Annotated in this window: 16 protein-coding genes and 1 pseudogene; 7 read left to right on the top strand and 10 right to left on the bottom strand. The window is 72.2% G+C overall.

The window, feature by feature from the left end; genetic code table 11:
- Window positions 1-5 precede the first annotated feature (5 nt).
- Window positions 6-2,702, bottom strand: a complete 2,697-nt coding sequence (locus NF681_07270; GenBank protein UST54978.1) for an ATP-binding cassette domain-containing protein — start codon at window positions 2,700-2,702, stop codon at window positions 6-8.
- Entirely contained in the window at window positions 2,699-3,571 is an 873-nt protein-coding gene (locus tag NF681_07265) for a branched-chain amino acid ABC transporter permease (GenBank protein UST54977.1), read from the bottom strand. Before NF681_07265 ends, NF681_07270 begins: the two co-directional genes overlap by 4 nt.
- Window positions 3,572-3,710: 139 nt before the next feature.
- Between NF681_07265 and NF681_07260 the strand changes: the two genes are divergently transcribed.
- Complete coding sequence (locus NF681_07260; protein ID UST54976.1) at window positions 3,711-5,099, top strand: phospholipase D-like domain-containing protein; 1,389 nt, start codon at window positions 3,711-3,713, stop codon at window positions 5,097-5,099.
- Here the strand turns inward: NF681_07260 and NF681_07255 are convergent.
- Complete coding sequence (locus tag NF681_07255; GenBank protein ID UST54975.1) at window positions 5,096-6,358, bottom strand: ROK family protein; 1,263 nt, start codon at window positions 6,356-6,358, stop codon at window positions 5,096-5,098. The two genes, NF681_07260 and NF681_07255, sit on opposite strands and share 4 nt — an antisense overlap.
- A 311-nt stretch (window positions 6,359-6,669) precedes the next feature.
- On the opposite strand from NF681_07255, the gene NF681_07250 reads away from it, so the two are divergent.
- Complete coding sequence (locus NF681_07250; protein UST55697.1) at window positions 6,670-8,172, top strand: ABC transporter permease subunit; 1,503 nt, start codon at window positions 6,670-6,672, stop codon at window positions 8,170-8,172.
- On the opposite strand, the gene NF681_07245 is transcribed toward NF681_07250, so the two are convergent.
- From NF681_07245 to NF681_07235, 3 genes are all read right to left on the bottom strand, one after another.
- The gene (locus NF681_07245) at window positions 8,148-8,639 is read right to left on the bottom strand and encodes a nuclear transport factor 2 family protein (protein UST54974.1); all 492 of its coding nucleotides are present in this window, start codon (window positions 8,637-8,639) and stop codon (window positions 8,148-8,150) included. The two genes, NF681_07250 and NF681_07245, sit on opposite strands and share 25 nt — an antisense overlap.
- Window positions 8,640-8,682: 43 nt before the next feature.
- Window positions 8,683-9,663, bottom strand: a complete 981-nt coding sequence (locus tag NF681_07240; protein ID UST54973.1) for a tripartite tricarboxylate transporter substrate binding protein — start codon at window positions 9,661-9,663, stop codon at window positions 8,683-8,685.
- A 120-nt stretch (window positions 9,664-9,783) separates the two neighbouring features.
- Complete coding sequence (locus tag NF681_07235; protein UST54972.1) at window positions 9,784-10,614, bottom strand: FadR family transcriptional regulator; 831 nt, start codon at window positions 10,612-10,614, stop codon at window positions 9,784-9,786.
- Between the two features lie 167 nt (window positions 10,615-10,781).
- Here NF681_07235 and NF681_07230 point away from each other — a divergent pair, with 167 nt between their 5' ends.
- The 5 genes from NF681_07230 to NF681_07210 all read left to right on the top strand — a co-directional run bounded on the left by NF681_07230 (window position 10,782) and on the right by NF681_07210 (window position 15,439).
- A complete protein-coding gene (locus NF681_07230; protein UST55696.1) occupies window positions 10,782-11,573 on the top strand; it encodes an NAD(P)-dependent oxidoreductase in 792 nt (263 codons plus the stop codon).
- Between the two features lie 2 nt (window positions 11,574-11,575).
- On the top strand, window positions 11,576-12,493 hold the full coding sequence (locus tag NF681_07225) for an SMP-30/gluconolactonase/LRE family protein (GenBank protein UST54971.1): 918 nt from the start codon (window positions 11,576-11,578) through the stop codon (window positions 12,491-12,493).
- Between the two features lie 45 nt (window positions 12,494-12,538).
- A complete protein-coding gene (locus tag NF681_07220) occupies window positions 12,539-13,519 on the top strand; it encodes a TRAP transporter substrate-binding protein (protein UST54970.1) in 981 nt (326 codons plus the stop codon).
- Window positions 13,520-13,542: 23 nt separating this feature from the next.
- Window positions 13,543-14,031 (top strand): TRAP transporter small permease, encoded by a 489-nt coding sequence (locus NF681_07215; protein ID UST54969.1) that lies wholly within the window; start codon window positions 13,543-13,545, stop codon window positions 14,029-14,031.
- Window positions 14,032-14,143: 112 nt separating this feature from the next.
- A complete protein-coding gene (locus NF681_07210; protein ID UST54968.1) occupies window positions 14,144-15,439 on the top strand; it encodes a TRAP transporter large permease in 1,296 nt (431 codons plus the stop codon).
- A gap of 108 nt (window positions 15,440-15,547) precedes the next feature.
- Here the strand turns inward: NF681_07210 and NF681_07205 are convergent, their stop codons facing one another.
- The 4 genes and pseudogenes from NF681_07205 to NF681_07190 form a co-directional block, all read right to left on the bottom strand.
- On the bottom strand, window positions 15,548-15,796 hold the full coding sequence (locus NF681_07205) for a hypothetical protein (protein UST55882.1): 249 nt from the start codon (window positions 15,794-15,796) through the stop codon (window positions 15,548-15,550).
- Complete coding sequence (locus NF681_07200; GenBank protein UST55695.1) at window positions 15,793-16,986, bottom strand: PepSY domain-containing protein; 1,194 nt, start codon at window positions 16,984-16,986, stop codon at window positions 15,793-15,795. The genes NF681_07205 and NF681_07200 overlap by 4 nt, the downstream gene beginning before the upstream one ends.
- 90 nt (window positions 16,987-17,076) lie before the next feature.
- A pseudogene (locus tag NF681_07195) lies at window positions 17,077-17,355 on the bottom strand (hypothetical protein).
- Window positions 17,356-17,519: 164 nt separating this feature from the next.
- Window positions 17,520-18,851 carry a hemolysin family protein gene (locus NF681_07190; GenBank protein ID UST54967.1) on the bottom strand — a complete coding sequence of 444 codons (1,332 nt, stop codon included), beginning with the start codon at window positions 18,849-18,851 and terminating at the stop codon, window positions 17,520-17,522.
- Window positions 18,852-18,869 lie beyond the last annotated feature (18 nt).

Raw genomic sequence — 18,869 nt, 5'->3', positions numbered from 1 at the left:
TCGGCTCACGCGCCGCCGGCCGCGCCCAGCCAGCGCGCGAGCAGGTCGGGCCGCGCCGCCAGTTCGCGCGCCGCCGAGGCGTGGGCGACGCGGCCCCGGTCGAGCACCAGCGCCTCGTCGGCGATGGCCAGCACGGCCTGCGGGTGCTGCTCGACGACGATCACGGCCAGTCCCTCCCCGCGCGTGAGCCGTTCGATGGCCGCGAGCACCTCGGCCGCCAGCACCGGCGCCAGCCCTTCGAGCGGCTCGTCGAGCAGCAGCAGGCGCGGCGCCAGCATCAGCGCCCGCCCGATGGCCAGCATCTGCTGCTCGCCCCCGGAGAGCTGGCGGCCGAGGTGGGCACGGCGTTCGGCCAGGCGTGGGAACAGCGCGTAGACGCGTCCGGGGGTCCAGGCCGGCGCGCGGCCGCGGCCGGCGCGCGCCGGCCGCGCGAAGGCCGCGAGGTGCTCGTGCACGGTGAGCGACGCGAACACGCCGCGCTCCTGGGGCACCCAGCCGATGCCCAGCGCCGCGCGCCGGTGCGCGGCGAGCGCGTGGAGCGCGACCGGCGTGCCCTCGCCCTCGCCCTGCCACAGGATGCGTCCGCCGCGCTGCCGCGCGGTGCCCGCGAGCGTGTCGATCAACGTGGTCTTGCCCGCGCCGTTGCGTCCGAGCAGCGCCAGCGTGCGCCCGGCCTGCAGCACGAAGCCGATGTCGTGCAGCACCACCGCGTCGCCGTGGCCGGCGACGAGGCCCTCTACGCGCAGCAGCGGTGCGCGCGTGGGCGGGACGGCGGCCGTCGGGCGGGCCGGCGCCGCCGTCCTGCCTGACGGCGCGGTCGCGGGCACCACGGACCCGGTGTCGCCGGTGCGCGCATCGGCGCACGGATCGGGACGCGGAGCGGTCCCGGCGCCGGCCGGACCCAGGTAGGCCGAGCGGACGCGCGCGTCCGCCGCGATCGCCGCCGGATCGCCCTCGGCCAGCACGGCCCCCTCGGCCAGCACCGTGATGCGCCGCGCGAAGCGGAACACCAGGTCCATGTCGTGCTCGATCAGCAGCACCGCGACCTCCGGGGGCAGCGCCGCGAGCGTCTCGAGCAGGGCCTCGCGCTCGGCCGGCGGCACGCCGGCCATGGGCTCGTCGAGCACCAGCACGCGCGGCTCGCAAGCCAGCGCCAGCGCGATCTCCAACAGCCGGCGCTGCCCGTAGGCCAGCGCGCGCGTGGGCCGGTCGGCGTCGGCGGCGAGGCGGAAGCGCTCGAGCAGCCACGTCGCGCCCTCCGCCGCCACGGCCGACGCCGCCAGCGGGCGCCACCCGTCCGCGCCCCCGGCGTGGCGGCGCGCGATGGCGAGCGCCAGCGTCTCGCGCGGCGTCAGGGTGTCGAACAGCGCGCCGACCTGGAACGAACGCACGAGGCCCCGGGCGGCACGCCGGTGCGGGGGCTCGCGCGTGACGTCCGTGCCGTCGAGCACGATGCGCCCCGCGTCGGGCGCGAGCACCCCGCCCAGCAGGTTGACCAGGGTGGTCTTGCCGGCGCCGTTCGGACCGATCAGCGCGTGCCGCGCGCCCCGGCGCAGTTCGAGGTCCACGCCGCGCACCGCGTCGACGCCGCCCAGCCGCACGGTCAGGCCGTGGCACGCCAGCACGACGTCGTCGGACCCGGCATCGACGGCCGCCGCGTTTCCCCAGGCGTTCCCCAAGGCGTTCCCGGCGGCGTGGCCGGCGGCGCCGGCACGGTCGGGACCGGTGCCCTCGGTCGCACGGCCGCCGGACGGCGCGCCGGTCCCGCGGCGGCCGGCGCCCAGACGTCCGAGCGTCCACGGCACCAGGTCGCGTCCGCCGAGCGCCAGCAGGACCAGCACCGAGCCGATCCAGAACATGCCCCACTGCGGCGCCAGCGACGCCAGCGCGTCCTGCAGCAGCTTGAACACGACCGCGCCCGCCACCCCGCCGTAGAGCCAGCCCGTGCCGCCGACCACCAGCATCAGCAGGCCGTCGGCCGAGCGCGCGAAGGACAGCACGTCGAGCGAGGCGAAGCCCGTGGTCTGCGCCAGCAGCGCGCCGGCCGCGCCGGCCACCCCGGCGGCGACGGTGTAGGTCGCGCCCAGGTGGCGCGCGGCCGGGATGCCGATGGCCTCGGCGCGCGGCCGGTGATCGCGCACCGCGCGCAGCGCGACGCCGAAGGGCGAACGCACCAGCCGCCGCAGCACGGCGAACAGCGCCAGCGCCACCGCCAGCGCGTACCCGGCCGCCGCGCGGCCGTCGAGATCGAACGTGAAGCCGCCCGGCAGCGGCCCCATCGCCACGCCCTGCAGGCCATCGGCGCCGCCGGTCAGGCCGTCGAAGGCGTTGGCGAGTTCATGCAGCAGCGCGGCGGTGCCCAGCGTGACCATCAGGCGCGTGAGGTCGCTGCCGCGCCGCACCGTCGGGCTGGCGAGCGCGCCGAAGGCGGCCGCGAGCGTCGTGGCCGCCAGCAGGCCGGCGACCGGATCGGGCGTCGCGTGCTTGGCGAACAGGCCGGCGGCGTACGCCCCCAGCCCGAAGAACGCCGCGTGGCCGAGCGAGACGATGCCCGCGTAGCCCACCACCAGGTCGAGCGACACCGCGAACAGCGCGACGATGGCGATCTCGCCCACGAGCGGCGCCTGGGACGGCACCACGGCGGGCAGCGCCAGCACCAGCGCCCAGCCGGCGATCTCCCCGGTCCGCCGCAGCCCGCTCACCGTGCGCCCCCCGGCGCGAACAGGCCGCGCGGGCGCCACAGCAGCAGCGCGATCGTCACCAGGTAGACCAGCGCACCGCCCAGCGCCGGCACGAAGTACCGGCCGGCCACCTCCGCGATGCCCAGCAGCAGCGCGGCGCGCAGCGGCCCGGTGACCGACGCCGTGCCGCCCACCGCCACGACGATCAGCATCGGCACCAGGCAACGCAGCGGAAAAGCCGGGTCGATGCCGACGAGCTCCGCGCCCAGCGCGCCGCCCAGGCCGGCGAGGCCCGAACCGGCGGCGAAGGTGACCGAGAACAGCCGCCCGACGTCGATGCCCATGCCGCCGGCCACGCGCGGATCGTCCACGGCGGCGCGCAGGCGCGCACCGAAGCGCGTGCGCGACCAGACCCACTGCAGCGCCGCCGCCAGGCCCGCGCACACCGCGATCACGAAGAGCCGGTAGTGGCCCATCGACAGCCGCAGCGCGCCCTCGCCGAGCTCGGTGCGACCGAGCAGCCAGGCCGGGGGGTCGAGGTGGCGCGGCGCGGCGCCGGCGAGGTGATCGGCCAGCGCCATGGCCATGAAGACGAGGCCGATGGAGAAGAGCACCTGATCGAGGTGCGGGCGGCGGTGCATCGGCCGGTAGAGCGTGCGCTCCAGCAGCGCGCCCGCCGCCGCCGCGCCGACGAAGGCCAGCAGCAGGCTCGCGAGGAACGGCAGTCCCAGCGACCGCATGGCGAACACCGCGACGTAGCCGCCCGCCATGGCGAAGGCGCCGTGCGCGAGGTGGACGAAATTCATCAGCCCCAGCGTGACGACCAGGCCCAGGCCCAGGACGAACAGCACCATGCCGTGGGCGACGCCGTCGAACAGCAGGGTCAGCATGGCGGACGGACGATGGGAGGCGACGGAGGACGGCGGGACATGGCGCGGGCGGGCGACGCAGGCGAGCAACGGAGGCGAGCGCGAGCGCCCGGGGCACCCGAGCGTAAGCGCTGCGGCGCGCGCGTTAACCTCGCCGCCGATGACCCCCCTGTTCCTGGCCTGGCTGCCGTCGCCGTCGCAGCACTTCCTCGTCGTCGCGATCGCGCTGCTGGTGTATGTGGTGACGACGCGGGCGCGCCGCGAGCAGCGCCCGCCGGCCACGGCCATCGCCTGGGTCATGGGGCTGGTGCTGATGCCCTACGTGGCGCTGCCGGGCTACCTGCTGTTCGGCCAGCGCAAGCTGCGCCCGGTCGGCCTGCCGAGGCCGGCGCGCACCCGGGTCCCGCTCCACTGGGCGGCCGAGCTGATCGAGAGCTTCGGGCTGCCCGCGCCCTCGCCCTGCCGCACGCGCTTCCATGCCGACGGCGCCGCCGCGCGCGAGGCGCTGTGGCGCGTGATCGACGGCGCGCGCCATCGCATCGACGTGTGCACCTTCATCATCGGCGACGACGCGCTGGGCGCCGAGGCCGTCGAACGCCTGGCCCGGCGCGCCCGCGAGGGCGTGCGCGTGCGCCTGCTGCTCGACGGCTTCGGCGCGCTCACGCTGCCGCGCCGGCGGCTCGACGCCCTGCGCGCGGCCGGCGCCGAGGTGGCCGTCTTCCGTCCCCTGCTGAGCCTGCGGCGCAGCGGACCGCGCAACCTGCGCAACCACCGCAAGCTGGTCGTCGCCGACGACGCCCGGCTGTGGGCCGGCGGGCGCAACCTGGCCGGCGAGTACTTCACCGGCAACGACGCCCACCCCCAGGCCTGGCGCGACCTGTCCTTCGACCTCGACGGCGGCGTCGCGCACGCGGCGGCGCAGCAGTTCGACCACGACTGGCGCTCGGTGCGCCAGGACGCGGCGCGCGACATCCCGGTGCCGCCCGCCGCGCCGCAGGACGGCGAGACCGCGCTGCCGCCCGCGCAGTTCCTGCCCAGCGGCCCCGACCAGACCGAGGACACCGCCAATTCGCTGCTGATCGACGCGTGCTTCCGCGCCGAGCACCGCGTGCTCGCCATCACGCCCTACTTCGTGCCCGACGACGGCCTGCGCAACGCCCTGCGGCTGGCGGCGCGGCGCGGCGTGCAGGTGACCATCGCGATGCCGCGGCGGTCCAACCACCGGCTGGCGGATTTCGTGCGCACGCGCGCCATGCGCGACCTCGCCGCCGCCGGCGTGATCTTCCGGATGCTGCCGTTCATGGCGCACGCCAAGGCGGTGGTGGTGGACGAGACGCTGGCGCTGTGCGGCTCGATCAACCTCGACCTGCGCAGCCTGCTGCTCAACCACGAGGCCGCCGTCGTCTTCTACGGCGCCCACGACATCGACTGGCTCGCCCAGTGGATCGAGACCACCGCCTCGGCCGGGGAGACCTTCCGCGCGCGCCGCCCGGGCGTGGTGCGCGACCTGGCCGAGGGCCTGCTGCTGACGATCGCGTTCCAGCTCTAGGCGCCGGTGGCCTTGCCCTTTCCGGATGGCTCCTGCTTCTCCGGCTTCTCGAACTTCTCCAGCGCCTCGCGCGCGGCCTCGGCCCGCTTCCGGACCTCGCGCTTCTTGTCCTTCTCCCGCCGCTCGGCCTCGGCCTTTTCCTCGCGGTGCTTCCTGCGGGCCTTGCGCCGGGCCTTCTCGTCGGCCGCCTCGTCCGGCTCGGGCTTGTTCGTGTAGCTGACGTTGCCCAGGCCGGTGCCGATGGTCAGGATGGCCCAGCGCTTGACGTCGCGCATGAAGGGCAGCTCGCTCAGGCCCTGCACCACGGCGTCGTTGTGCATGCGCACCATGGCCGGGATGCCGCCGACGGTGGGCAGCCGCTTCTGCAGCTCGCTGGGCAGGTGGAAGGTGTCGCTCTCCCAGTTGCCCGGCAGGTTCTGCGTGCCGCGCGCGATGGAGCCGTCCCGCCGGATCTGCCCCGGGCAGGCGATGCCGATGAAGGGCGCGAGGCTCAGGCCTTCCTCGTCGCAATGGTCGATGAGTTCCTGGAGCATCGCGGCGAGCCGGTCGACCAGCGCGCTGCGGGTGGGCTTGTCGTCCGCGTGGCGCCATTTCTGCCGCTCGAGCACCTTGGCCTTGGACAGGTCCGCGGCGCGCTTCCGGCGCAGCTTGACGATGCCGCAACGCAGGTTGGTGCCGCCGATGTCGACCGCGAGGATGGCGTCGTGGTGGCGCAGCATCGCCGGCGGCACCAGGTGCACCCAGCCGATCAGCCCACCGTCGTCGACCTCGTGCGACAGCCGTCCGAGCGGCACGTGGACGCGCTGCGAGTCCAGGATCACCGACGCCTGCAGGATGGCACGCTCGCCCACGTCGCTCTCCGGGAAGCCGCCGCCGATCACCACCCGCTCGACGCCTTTCCACGACGGCTCGCGCAGGAACCGCCGCGTGACGTGCGCGAGCTCGATGGCGAAGTCGTCGATCACGCCCCGCAGGATGCGGGCGGCCTCGCCGGGGCTCTCGTCGGCGAGGATGGCGTCGAGTTCCTTTTTCGCGAAGCTGCGCGAATGCCGGCGGCCGAACGGGTCCGGTCCTTCCTTCGGCCGGTCCTTGCGCGCCTGCTGCAGCAGTTCGCGGAACGCGGTCTGGCTGGCGCCGTCGCCGATGAAGCCGTCCTTGTCGCGCAACTGCAGGCTGTAGCCCTCGACCGTCACCAGGGGAAGTTCGCGCGCGCCGTGGATGTCGACGAGGGTGGCGTGTTCGGGAGGGTTGGAAGCCATGGGGGAGATGTCCTTCGTGAGGGTGATTCGAAGCCCGCGGACGTCGGGCGCCGTCCGTGGCCGCCGCGCAGCGGCGCTGCGACTGTCGCGGCGGCGCCCGCCACGACGCATCGGCCTCGCGCACGACCGTCTGTAGGAAGCCGACGTGAACCGGCCGGCCGTCGCGGACGGGCCCCTACACTGCCGCGATGCCCGCCCCGTCACCCGCCTCGTCACCCGCCCCGTCCCCGCCGGTGCCCGGCGTGCGTCCCGCCCGGTGGCGCACGGGGGCGGGCGGGTTCGCGCGCCGGCTCGCGATCGTCCTGCTGGCGATGTGCGGCCTGTCGTGCCTCGCGCAGACCCCATCCGCCCCGGACGCCGGACCCCTGCGCATCGGCTCCAAGCGCTTCACCGAGTCGTACATCCTGGCCGAGGTCATGGCCCAGACCGCGGCCGCGCGGACGACGGCGCCGCCGGTGCTGCGCCAGGGCCTGGGCAACACGGCCATCGTCCACGAGGCGCTGCGCTCCGGCGCCATCGACGTCTATGCCGAGTACACCGGCACCATCGCGCTGGAGATCCTCAAGGGCGGCGCGACGGACGCGGCCGCCCTCGCGCCGGAGGCGCTCAACGCCGCGCTCGCGCCGCTCGGCCTGGGCGTGGCGGTGCCGCTGGGCTTCAACGACGGCTATGCCCTGGCGATGCGCGCGGCCGACGCCGACCGCCTGGGCGTGCGCACGCTGTCCGACCTCGCGGCGCACCCGGCGCTGCGCCTGGGCCTGTCCAACGAGTTCATCGGCCGCGCCGACGGCTGGCGCGGGCTGGCCGCGCGCTACGGTCTCGCGCAACAGCCCGTGGGCATCGACCATGGCCTGGCCTACAACGCCATCGGCGCCGGCCGCATCGACGTCATCGACATCTACACCACCGACGCGCGAATCGACCACCTCGGCCTGCGCGTGCTGCGCGACGACCGGGCCTACTTCCCGCGCTACGACGCCGTGCTGCTGCACCGGCTCGACCTGCCCGCGCGCCACCCGGCCGCCTGGGCCGCGCTGCGCACGCTGGAAGGCCGCATCGACGAGCGCGCCATGATCGCCATGAACGCGCGCGCCGAACTGCAGGGCGCGGCCTTTGACACCATCGCGCGCGACTTCCTCGCCGGTGGCGCGGCGTCGCAGGCCCCGCGCGGCTTCGCGGCCAAGCTGTTCGGCGCCGACCTCGGCCGGCTCGCGCGCGAGCACCTGCTGCTGGTGGCCGTCGCGGTCGGGCTGGCGGTCCTGATCGGCGTGCCGGTGGCGGTGGCGGTGTTCGCGCACGCGCGCTGGCGGGCGCTGGCGCTGGGCGTCGCGAGCCTGCTGCAGACGGTGCCGTCGCTGGCGCTGCTGGCGGTGCTGATCTCCGCGCTGGGCGCCATCGGCACCCTGCCCGCGCTGATCGCGCTCACGCTCTACGCGCTGCTGCCCATCATGCGCAACACCGTCACCGGGCTGGGCGAGGTGCCCCAGGGCGTGCGCCAGGCCGGCATCGCGCTGGGCCTGACGCGCGCGCAGAACCTGCGCTTCGTGCTGCTGCCCATCGCGCTGCCGACCTTGGTGGCGGGCGTGCGCACGGCCACGGCGATCGCCATCGGCACGGCGACCATCGCGGCTTTCATCGGCGCGGGCGGCTTCGGCGAGCGCATCGTCACGGGGCTGGCGCTCAACGACCGCCAGCTGCTGTTGGCCGGCGCGCTGCCGGCCGCCGCGCTGGCGATCGCGAGCGAACTGCTGTTCGAGGCCGGTGCGTGGCTCGCCGCCCGGCGCCGGCGTCAGACCGGCGGGCGCACCGCCTGACGCGCCAGCAGGCGCCAGGCGCCGTCGGCCTGCCGCTGCCACACGCCGAGCACCTTGATGGCGACCTTGCCGGGCTTGCCGGCGTCGTTGGTGTCGGCCGTGAGGGTGTGGCGCACGATGGCCGCGTCGCCCACCACCTTCACGGTCTGGTCGCTGATGACCAGGGTCACGAAATCGGACTTCCCGTCCATCAGGTCGGCGATGAAGCTGGCCTTGGTGTCGACGCGGCCGGCCGAATGGCCGTAGCTCAGGTCGTCGGCCACCAGCGCGCCGAGCGCGGCCGGCGTGGGGTCGATCATCGCGAGGCGCAGGCGCTCGGCGGCGGCGGTCACGGCCTGGGTGGCGGCCGGCGTGCCGGTGGCTCCCATGGCCGGTCCCGGCATGTGCGGGCGCGGCAGGTCGGCGCAGCCGCTCGCGGCGGCGATCGCCAGCACGGCGGCGGCGATGAGGATGGTCTTCTTCGGCATGTCTTCGTCTCCTGTCGTTGTTGAATTCTTCGCCGTCCGGGACTCAGTCCAGGCGGATGTCGGCCTGCTTCACGACCGCCGCCCAGCGCGCGCGTTCCTTGTTGAAGAACTGCTCTTCCTCCTGCGGCGTCATGGTCACCACCTCGGCGCCCTGCCCGGCCAGGCGCGAGCGGATGTCGGCCGAGCGGATGACGGCGACGAGTTCCTTGTTGAGCCGGTTGACGATGGCGTCGGGCGTGCCGCGCGCCATCACCACGCCCTGCCAGGTGCCGGACTCGAAGCCGGTCGCGCCCTGCTCGGCCAGCGTGGGCACGTCGCCGATGAGGGGCATGCGGGTGGCCTTGGAGACGCCCAGCACCTTCAGCCGGCCGGCCTGCACCTGCGGCAGCGTGGCGAGCATGCCGTTCATGAGCACCTGCGTCTGGCCGGAGACGGTGTCCTGGATCGCCTGCACGCCGCCCTTGTAGGGCACGTAGGTCCACTTGGCGCCGCTGGCGCGTTCGAGCGCCACGCCCGCGAGGTGCGGCGCGCTGCCCGAGGCCGTGACGGCGAAGTTCAGGTCGCCGGTCTTGGACAGCGCCACCAGTTCCTTGAGGTTGTTGGCCTTGACCGACGGATGGACCACCAGCAGGTGGGGCGAATAGGCCAGCATGGTCACGCCGCGCAGGTCCTTGGAGGGGTCGAAGGCCAGCTTGGTGTAGACCGACGGGCTGATCGCCAGCGCGCCGACGTCGCACAGCAGGATGGTATAGCCGTCGGGCGCGGACTTGGCGACGAAATCGGCGCCGAGGTTGCCGTTGGCGCCGGGCTTGTTCTCCACCAGCACGGTCGTCTTGAGCGCTTCGGCCAGCGGTTGCGAGATGGCGCGCGCGATGATGTCGGACGAGCCGCCCGGGGGGTACGGCACCACGATGCGCAGCGGCTTGGAAGGCCAGGCGGCCGGCTGGGCCAGCGTGGCGAACGGCGTGGCGAGGCAAGCGGCGGCGAGGCAGCTGGCACCGAGATGGCGGCGGGAAAGCGTCATGGTCTGTCTCCTGGAAAAGGTCTTGGGCCCGGTCGATGCCCATTTGCAGTGATCAGTCATCGTATGACTGGATGAAAATGATTTCGCAACAGGGATTTCCCTGACCGCCCATCCGGCCGCTCAGGCGGCCGTGCCGGCCGTGCCGTCCGAGGACGGCGCGGCGGCGCCGTCGGCCGCCTCGAGGGTGCGCGCCGCGTGCTGCGACAGGCGCAGGCGCTCCCGGCTGTTGGTCAGGTGGATGCGCATCGCGGCGCGGGCCGATTCGGCGTCGTGGCGCGCGATGGCGGCATGGATCTCCTCGTGCTCGCGGTTCACGCGGCCGAGGTAGGCGCCGCCCCGCACGTGGTCGCGGATGGCCTTGATGCGCGTGCGCGGGATGATCGTGCGGCCCAGGTGGGCCAGGATCTCGGCGAAATACGGATTGCCGGTCGACTGGGCGATCTGCAGGTGGAAATCGAAGTCGGCCTCCACCGTGTCGTGCTCGAGCGCGACGTTGCGCTCGAACTCGTCGAGCGCCGCGCGCATGGCCTGGAGCTGCTCGGCGCTGCGGCGCACGGCGGCCAGGCCGGCGGCCTCGGTCTCCAGGCTGATGCGCAGCTCCAGTACCGCCAGCACGTCGACCGAGGTCGCGATGTCGCCGGCGTCGAGGCGGAACACCCCGCTCGCGCGCGGGTGCAGCACGAAGGTGCCGATCCCGTGGCGCGTCTCCACCAGACCGCCGGCCTGCAGCTTGGACAGCGCCTCGCGCACCACGGTGCGGCTGACACCGAAGACCTGCATGATCTCCGACTCGGTGGGCAGCTTGTCTCCCGGGCGCAGCACCGCGTCGCGGATGCGCACGCTGAAATCGTCGACCAGGCTGTGCGCCAGCCCGCGGCCGCGCAGCCGCTGGCGGGCCGACGCGGAAACCGGCGCGGCCGGCGCCAAGGCCGTGGCGGGGGCCTCGGACATGCTGGGAAGTTCTGTTGACACGCTCGCCATCGCTTCATGATAATCGCCGCATGGGTTGTATGACAACCGATAACTTACAAGAGACGATGCAGATGACCGACGCCGGCACACCCGCTCCCACCGAGACTTCCGACCCGTCCCGGGCCTCGCCCGCTTCCCGGGACGCCATGTTCCAGCGCCTGCTGCTGACCGGTGCCGCCGGCGGGCTGGGCAAGGTGCTGCGCGAGCGGCTGCGGCCCTTCGCACGGACGCTGCGCCTGTCGGACATCGCGGCGCTGGCTCCGGCGGCCCAGGCGCACGAGGAACTGGTGACCTGCGACCTCTCCGACAAGGCCGCCGTGGACGCGCTGGTCGACGGCTGCGACGCCATCGTCCACCTGGGCGGCGTGTCGGTCGAACGGCCGTTCGAGGAGATCCTGGAAGCCAACATCCGCGGCGTCTTCAACGTCTACGAGGCGGCGCGGCGCCACGGCGTGCGGCGCGTGGTCTTCGCCAGCTCCAACCACGCCATCGGCTTCTACAAACAGGACGAGACGATCGACGCCAACGCGCGGCGCCGGCCCGACGGCTACTACGGCCTGTCGAAGTCCTTCGGCGAGGACATGGCGCAGCTCTACTTCGACCGCTACGGCATCGAGACCGTCAGCATCCGCATCGGCTCGTCGTTCCCGGAGCCGCTCAACCGCCGGATGATGAGCACTTGGCTGAGCTACGACGACCTGACGGCGCTGATCGAGAAGGCCCTGTTCACGCCCGACGTCAAGCACACCGTGGTCTACGGCATGTCGGCCAACCGCGACATCTGGTGGGACAACACGCAGGCCGCCCACCTGGGCTTCGTCGCCAAGGACAGCTCCGAGCCCTTCCGCGCCAAGGTCGAGGCCCAGCCACCGGTGGCGGCGGACGATCCGAACGCCATCTACCAGGGCGGCGCCTTCACGGCGCAGGGCCCGTTCTGACCATGACGGGCGTCAACGGCCCCGTGGCCGAACTGGTCCTGGACGCGCGCTGCGCCACCGGTGAGAGCCCGGTCTGGCTGGCCGACGAACAGGCGCTCTGCTGGGTCGACATCCCGGCACGACGGCTGCACCGGCTCGACCCCGCCAGCGGCGCCCACGCCACGTGGACCGGCGACGAGATGCTGGCCTGCATCGCCCCGCGCGCGGGCCGGCCGGGCCAGTGGATCGCCGGCATGGAAAGCGGCCTGTTCGCCATCGCACCGCGCGAGGACGGTACCCTGGCGAGCACCCTGCTGGCCAACGCCGCGCATGCCGCGCCGGGCATGCGCTTCAACGACGGACGCTGCGACCGCCAGGGCCGCTTTCGCGCCGGCACGATGCTGATGGACATGGCCGCCGGCCGCTCCGTCGGCCGCGTCTACCGCTACCAGGGCGATGTCGTGGCCGAGGCCGCGCTGCGGGTCGAACTCGACGCGCTCATCGTGCCCAACGGGCTCGCCTTCAGTCCCGACGGCGCCACGATGTACCTGTCGGACTCGCATCCCGACGTCCAGGCGATCTGGGCCTTCGACTACGACACCGACACCGGCACGCCGCACGGGCGGCGCCTGTTCGTCGACATGCGCGCGCTGCCGGGCCGTCCCGACGGCGCGGCCGTGGACGCCGAGGGCTGCTACTGGATCTGCGGCAACGACGCCGGCCTGGTGCACCGCTTCACGCCCGACGGCCGGCTCGACCGGTCGCTGGCCGTGCCGGTGAAGAAGCCCGCCATGTGCGCCTTCGGCGGCGCGCGGCTCGACACGCTGTTCGTCACCTCCATCCGCCCGGGCGGCGACCTGTCGGACCAGCCGCTCGCCGGCGGCGTGTTCGCGCTGCGTCCCGGCGTGGCCGGCCTGCCCGAGCCGGCCTGCGTTTTCTGACCCTTCGAAGAACCACCCCAAACCACCACCCGCAGAGGAAGACAAATGAAATCGCATCGATTCAACCTGATCGCGCTGGCCGCCTGTGCCTGCGCCGCCTTCGCCAGCCTGACCGCCCAGGCGACGGAGTTCCGCTCGGCGGACATCCACCCGGACGACTACCCGACGGTGACGGCGGTGAAGTTCATGGGTGAGCGGCTCAAGGCGCTGTCCGGGGGCAAGCATTCGATCAAGGTGTTCAACAACTCCGCGCTGGGCAACGAGAAGGACACGATCGAGCAGACCAAGATCGGGGCGCTGCAGATGGTGCGGGTGAACATCGCGCCGATGAACAACATCTGCGCGGAGACCCAGGTGCCCACGATGCCGTTCCTGTTCCGCTCGGTGGACCACCTGCACAAGGTGCTCGACGGCCCGATCGGCGAGGACATCCTCAAGAGCTGCGAGAAGCAGGGCTTCGTGGGGCTGGCCTACTACGACAGCGGCGCGCGCTCGATGTTCACGGCCAAGCGGGCGGTGCGCAGCTTCGCCGACATGAAGGGGCTGAAGGTGCGGGTGCAGCAGTCGGACCTGTGGGTGACGATGCTCGAGGCGATGGGGGCGAACGCCACGCCCATGCCCATGGGGGAGGTCTACACGGGCCTGAAGACCGGGCTGATCGACGCGGCGGAGAACAACTACCCGACGTACGAGAGCGCGCGCGCCTTCGAGGTGGCCAAGTACTACACCAAGACCGAGCACTCGATGGCCCCGGAGATGCTCCTGTTCTCCAAGCGCGCCTGGGACCGGCTCTCCGCCGAGGAGCAGGGCTGGATCCGCCAGGCGGCCAAGGAGTCGGTGCCCTACATGCGCAAGCAGTGGGAGGCGCGCGAGGTGAAGTCGCTCGCCACCGTGAAGGCCGGGGGCGCGGAGATCATCGAGATCGACAAGGCGCCGTTCCAGGCGGCGATGAAGCCGGTGTATGACAAGTTCATCACCGACGACAAGCTCAAGGACCTGGTCAAGCGCGTGCAGGACACCAAGTAAGACGAGCACCCCCCTTCCCCATCATGTACACCAAGCTTTGCCGCGCGCTCGCGCGCCTGTGCATGTGGCTGGGCATCGTCGGGCTCATCGCGGTGATCTGCGCGGTGAGCTGGCAGGTGTTCGGCCGCTACGTCCTGAACAACACCCCCACCTGGGCGGAGAGCCTGGCGCTGCTGCTGGTGATCTACGTGACCATGTTCGGCGTGGCCGTGGGCGTGCGCGACGCGGGCCACATCGGGCTGGAGTCGTTCCTGGTGCTCGCGCCGGACTGGCTGCGCCTGAAGATGGAGTTCCTCATCCATGGGCTGGTGCTGGTCTTCGGCGCGGTCATGGCGTGGAACTGCGCCCTCTTGGCCGAGTCGGTGTGGGACTACCGGCTGCCCACCCTGTGGATCTCCGAGGGCTGGAAGTACGTGCCCGCGACGATCGCCGGCGTGCTCATCGTCATGTTCTCCATCGAGCACATCATCGCGCTGGCCAAGGGCCGCGAAGTCGAACCCGCCTGGGCCTGAACATGCTCACCCCCAGTCTTCGCGCACTTCGTGTCGCTTCGCCAACCCCCTTGCAGGGGGCAATACCAGCGGCCCGGCAAAGCCGGCTCCGCGGTATTCCCGGAAGTAACCCATGACCATCCCTCTCCTGATCCTGTGCGTGTCGTTCACGCTGTTCCTGCTGCTGGGCGTGCCCGTGGCGTTCTCCATCGGGCTGTCCGCGCTCGCCACGCTCGCCTACGAGGGCCTGCCCCTGGCCGTGGGCTTCCAGCAGATGACCTCGGGCATGGGCATCTTCTCCTTCCTGGCCATCCCGTTCTTCATCTTCGCCGGCGAGCTGATGCTCTACGGGGGCATCGCTGACCGCATCGTGGACTTCGCGCGCTCGATCGTGGGCCACGTGCGAGGCGGCCTGGGCATGTCCAACGTGGTGGCCTGCACGCTGTTCGGCGGCGTCTCCGGCTCCCCCGTGGCCGACGTCTCGGCCATGGGCGCGGTGATGATTCCGATGATGAAGAAGGAGGGCTATCACGCCGACTACGCGGTCAACGTGACCACTCACGCCGCCCTCGTGGGCGCGCTCATGCCCACCAGCCACAACCTGATCATCTACTCGCTGGCCGCCGGCGGGAAGGTCTCCATCGCCGCGCTGATCCTGGCCGCGCTGCTGCCCGCGGCCATCCTCACCATCAGCAACCTCGCCGCGGCCTACCTGGTGGCCGTCAAGCGCGGCTACCCCGCGGGCACCTTCCCCGGCTGGGCGATCGTCGCGCGGTCGTTCGCCGCGGCGCTGCCCGGCCTGTTCATCGTCGTGCTGATCCTGGGGGGCATCCTCTCGGGCATCTTCACGGCCACCGAGTCGGCCGCCGTGGCCGTGCTCTACGCGCTCGCCCTCACGGTGCTCGTCTACCGCAGCATCAAGTGGGAGCACTTCATCAAGGCGGCCTCCAAGGCCGTGCGCACCACCGGGGTCATCCTGCTGCTCATCGGCATCTCCAGCACCTTCGGCTACCTCATCAGCCTCTACGGCGTGGCCGAGCTCACCGGGCAGATGCTCTCCCAGATCACCACCACCCCGTGGCTGATCTTCCTGATGATCAACGTCATCCTGTTCGTGCTGGGCACCTTCCTGGACATGGCCGCCACCATCTTGCTGTGCACGCCGATCTTCCTGCCCATCGCCCAGCAGTACGGCATGACCTCCGTGCAGTTCGGCATCGTGCTGCTGATCAACTGCGCCCTCGGGCTGAACACCCCCCCCGTGGGCACCACCCAGTTCGTGGGCTGCGCCATCGGAGGGGTCTCCGTGGGCACCGTCATGCGCACCATCTGGCCCTTCTACGGCGCCCTCGTCTTCGCCCTCGCCCTCGTCACCTTCGTCCCCGCCTTCTCCACCTGGCTGCCCAGCATGTTCATGGCGGTCCGGTAGGCGCGCGCGGACCCGGCGCGCACGGCGCGCCACGGACCCCGGAAAGCACATCGCCCCGATGGCCTGCGAAGGCCGTCGGGGCGATGTGCCTTGCGGGAGGCCGGAGGCTCAATCCCCGGAATGCCGCCGGGCCGGTCGACGCCACCCGAACCAGACGCCCACGCCGACCGGAACGCCCAGCGCGACCCAGGCCACCACGTCGCCCGCTCCACCGTCGCTGAACAGCGCCGAGACCAGGCCGAGGGTCGTCAGCACCCCCAGCACGACGGGCCAGCCCCACAGCCGCCAGAACGACGACGGCGTGTGCCGGAACGGATGCGCCGGCGTGGTCGGCGCGGACGATGCCGGCGGCCTCACGCGCGCACCTTCAGGGCCGGCGCCGGCTGCGCCGAGGGCGGTGCCGACACGTCGCCCGCCGGGCGCGACGCATGGCCGGCCCGTGCCGCCGGCACACCGCTGCGGCGCTTCCACCACAGGTACAGCCCGCTGCCCAGCACCACGATCGTGGCGATGTCGAGCAACGCCCACAGGATCTGCATCGGCAGGCCGCCGTAGTCGCCGAAGTGCAGCGGCTGGGACACCAGCAGCGCCGTGAGGTACCACGGCAGCTTCGGCGACGCCGTCACCTCGGCCGTGCGGGCATCGACCAGCACCGGCTGCAGCAGCTTCGACGTGAACGGCTCGTCGCCGCGCAGGAAGAAGGTGTTGTGGTGCGGGCTGGAGAAGGAGGTGCCCGGGAACGCGATGAACGACAGCTTGGTGCCCGGCGCGCGCGCCTGCGCCACCTCGAGCGAGCGCTGCAGCGAGCCGCGCTCGGCCACCGGCACCGGGGCCTGCCCCTGGTAGGGTGCCAGCAGCGCGGTCAGCTGGTCGTGCTGCCAGTACTTGATGACCAGGTCGGCCCAGGTGTTGATCATGCCGGTGCCGCCCACCACGAAGGCCCACACCAGCGTGACGATGCCCAGCAGGTTGTGCAGGTCGAGCCACTTCAGGCGCGCGCGCTTCTCGCGTCGCACCGTGCCGAACTCGAGCTTGCGCATGAACGGCGCGTAGAGCACCACGCCCGAGACGATCGCCACCAGCAGCAGCAGGCCCATGAAGCCCAGGAACAGCTTGCCTGGCAGCCCCGCGAACAGGTCGACGTGCAGCTTGAACATCACGTACATGAAGCCCTCGTCGAACTTCGGCTGGCCCAGCACCTCGGCGGTGCGCGCGTCCACCACCACCGACTTGAAGTCGTCGGTGGGCGCCGGCGTCGGCGTGAGGGTGACGAACCACAGGTTGTCGTCGTCCTCCGCGTGCGAGGCGAACTGCACCACGCGGTCGGGATGCTTGGCCTTCGCCACCTCGAGGACGCGGTCGAGGCTCGCGCGCGGCGTGTCCGCCGGCATCTCGGGCGCCTCCACCTCGGTGCCCAGCAGGTGCCCGATCTCGTGATGGAAGATGAGCGGCAGGCCGGTCAGGCACAGCAGCAGCATGAATACGGTGCAGACCAGGCTGCTCCACTTGTGGACCCAGGCCCAGGTCTTGATCGTCTTGCTGTTCATCGGGGTCATGGTTTTCTCGTGGGGTGTGCGTCGCGGAAAAGGTCAGAAGCGGTAGTTCGCGCTGGCCACCACGTTGCGGCGGGCGCTGGACAGCATGCCCGCCGGGCCGTGCTGCACCACGAGGCGCTCCAGGGTGCAGGGCTCGGTGCGGACCCTCTGGTCACGCGTCACGACGCTCACCGACGGGGGCGTCTCGGCCAGCGGCGTGTCGGCCCTGGTGGCGCTGACCGCGCGCTTCGCCCCGTCGCCGACGATCGGCGAGACCGCGCGCTCGCGCTCCGGCGAGGCGTCGATCCGCACCTCCGGCAGGGTCGCGCCACCGACGTGCGCCGTAGCCTGGAACGAACGCAGGGCGAGGACGGCCGGCAACGCGGCACGGCGGCGTGACCGCTGGATCGTGCGAATCATCATTGATCAAGTTAATGAGAAAGATTCGCATTCTATTATCGGATCGTCCGGGAATTCCCCCGCGATGCGACGGGACACCGTGCACGTGGCGCGGCGCGGCGCTGTGCGGTGCGGCGCGGTGTGGCTCAGCTCGCCGTCGACGTGCGGGTGGCGTGTCCGTGGTCGGCGCCGGGCTGCGCCAGCACCCGGTCGATGCGCCGACCGTCGAGCGCCATGACCTCGAAGGTCCAGCCGGCGCATTCGACGCGCTCGCCCACCACGGGCAGCTCGCCGGAGACCGACATCAGCAGGCCCGCCAGCGTGTTGTAGCGCCCGCGCTCCTCTTCCGGCAGTTCGCGGATGGCCAGGCGGGCGCGCAGCTCGGACACCGGCATCAGGCCGTCGAGCTCCCAGGCGCCGTCCTCGCGCTCGCGCGCCCAGGCGTCGGCGACGGCATGGGGCTGGAGTTCGCCGGTGATGGCCTCGAGCAGGTCGCGCGGCGCCATCAGGCCCTGCACGACGCCGTATTCGTCGACCACGAAGACGAGTCGACCGGCGCGGGTGCGGAACTGCTCGAGCAGTTCCATGCCGGTCAGCGTCTCGGGCACGAAGAACGCCGGCTCGGCGACGGTCTCGATGGTGCCCACGTGCTGCGGCCCCAGGCGCAGCAGGTGCGCGACGCTGATCACGCCGACCACGTCGTCGAGCGATCCGCGGCACACCGGATACCAGGAATGGACCAGGTCCAGCGCGCCGGCGTCGGCCACCGTCTGCAGGCTCTGGGCCACCGTGCCGGCGGCATCGAGCCATTCGATGTCGGCGCGCGGCACCATCAGCGAGCTCAGCCGCCGGTCGTCGAGATGGAACACGTTGCGCACCATCTGGTGCTCGTGCATCTCGATGACGCCGGCGTCCACGCCCTCCTCCAGGCTGGCGGAGATTTCCTCCTCGGTCACCGTGCGGGCCGCGTTGGCATCGATGCGCAGCAGCTTGAGGATCGCGGCGGTGGCGCCCGAGAGCAGCAGCACGAAGGGCTTGGCGCCGGTGGCCAGCCCGCGCATCGGCCGCGAGACGAAGCGCGCCACCGGCTCGGGGTAGAGCTGGCCGATGCGCTTGGGCACCAGCTCGCCGAAGATGATTGTGAAGAAGGTGATGCAGGTCACCACCACGGCCGTGGACGCCACGCTGGCGGTGCCGGCTCCCAGGCCGGCGCTCTGTTCCATCCACACGGCCAGCGGCGTCGCGAACGCCGCCTCGCCCACGATGCCGCTGAGCATGCCGATGGACGTGATGCCGATCTGCACGGTGGAGAGGAACTGCGTCGGGTCCTCCATCAGCCGCAGCGCCGCGGCGGCGCCGGTGTCACCGGTCTCGGCCAGGGCGGCGAGCCGTGCGCGCCGGCTGGTGGACAGGGCCATTTCGGACATGGCGAACAACGCGTTGAGCGTCGTCAGCAACGCCAGCAGAAAGACATCCATGTACGGGGGAGAGAATGG

The sequence above is a fragment of the Comamonadaceae bacterium OTU4NAUVB1 genome, assembly GCA_024372625.1.
In the GTDB taxonomy this organism is placed as follows: Bacteria; Pseudomonadota; Gammaproteobacteria; order Burkholderiales; family Burkholderiaceae_C; genus Variovorax.
Note: the sequence above shows the minus strand (reverse complement) of the source record. Positions and strands in the feature narration are given on the sequence as shown.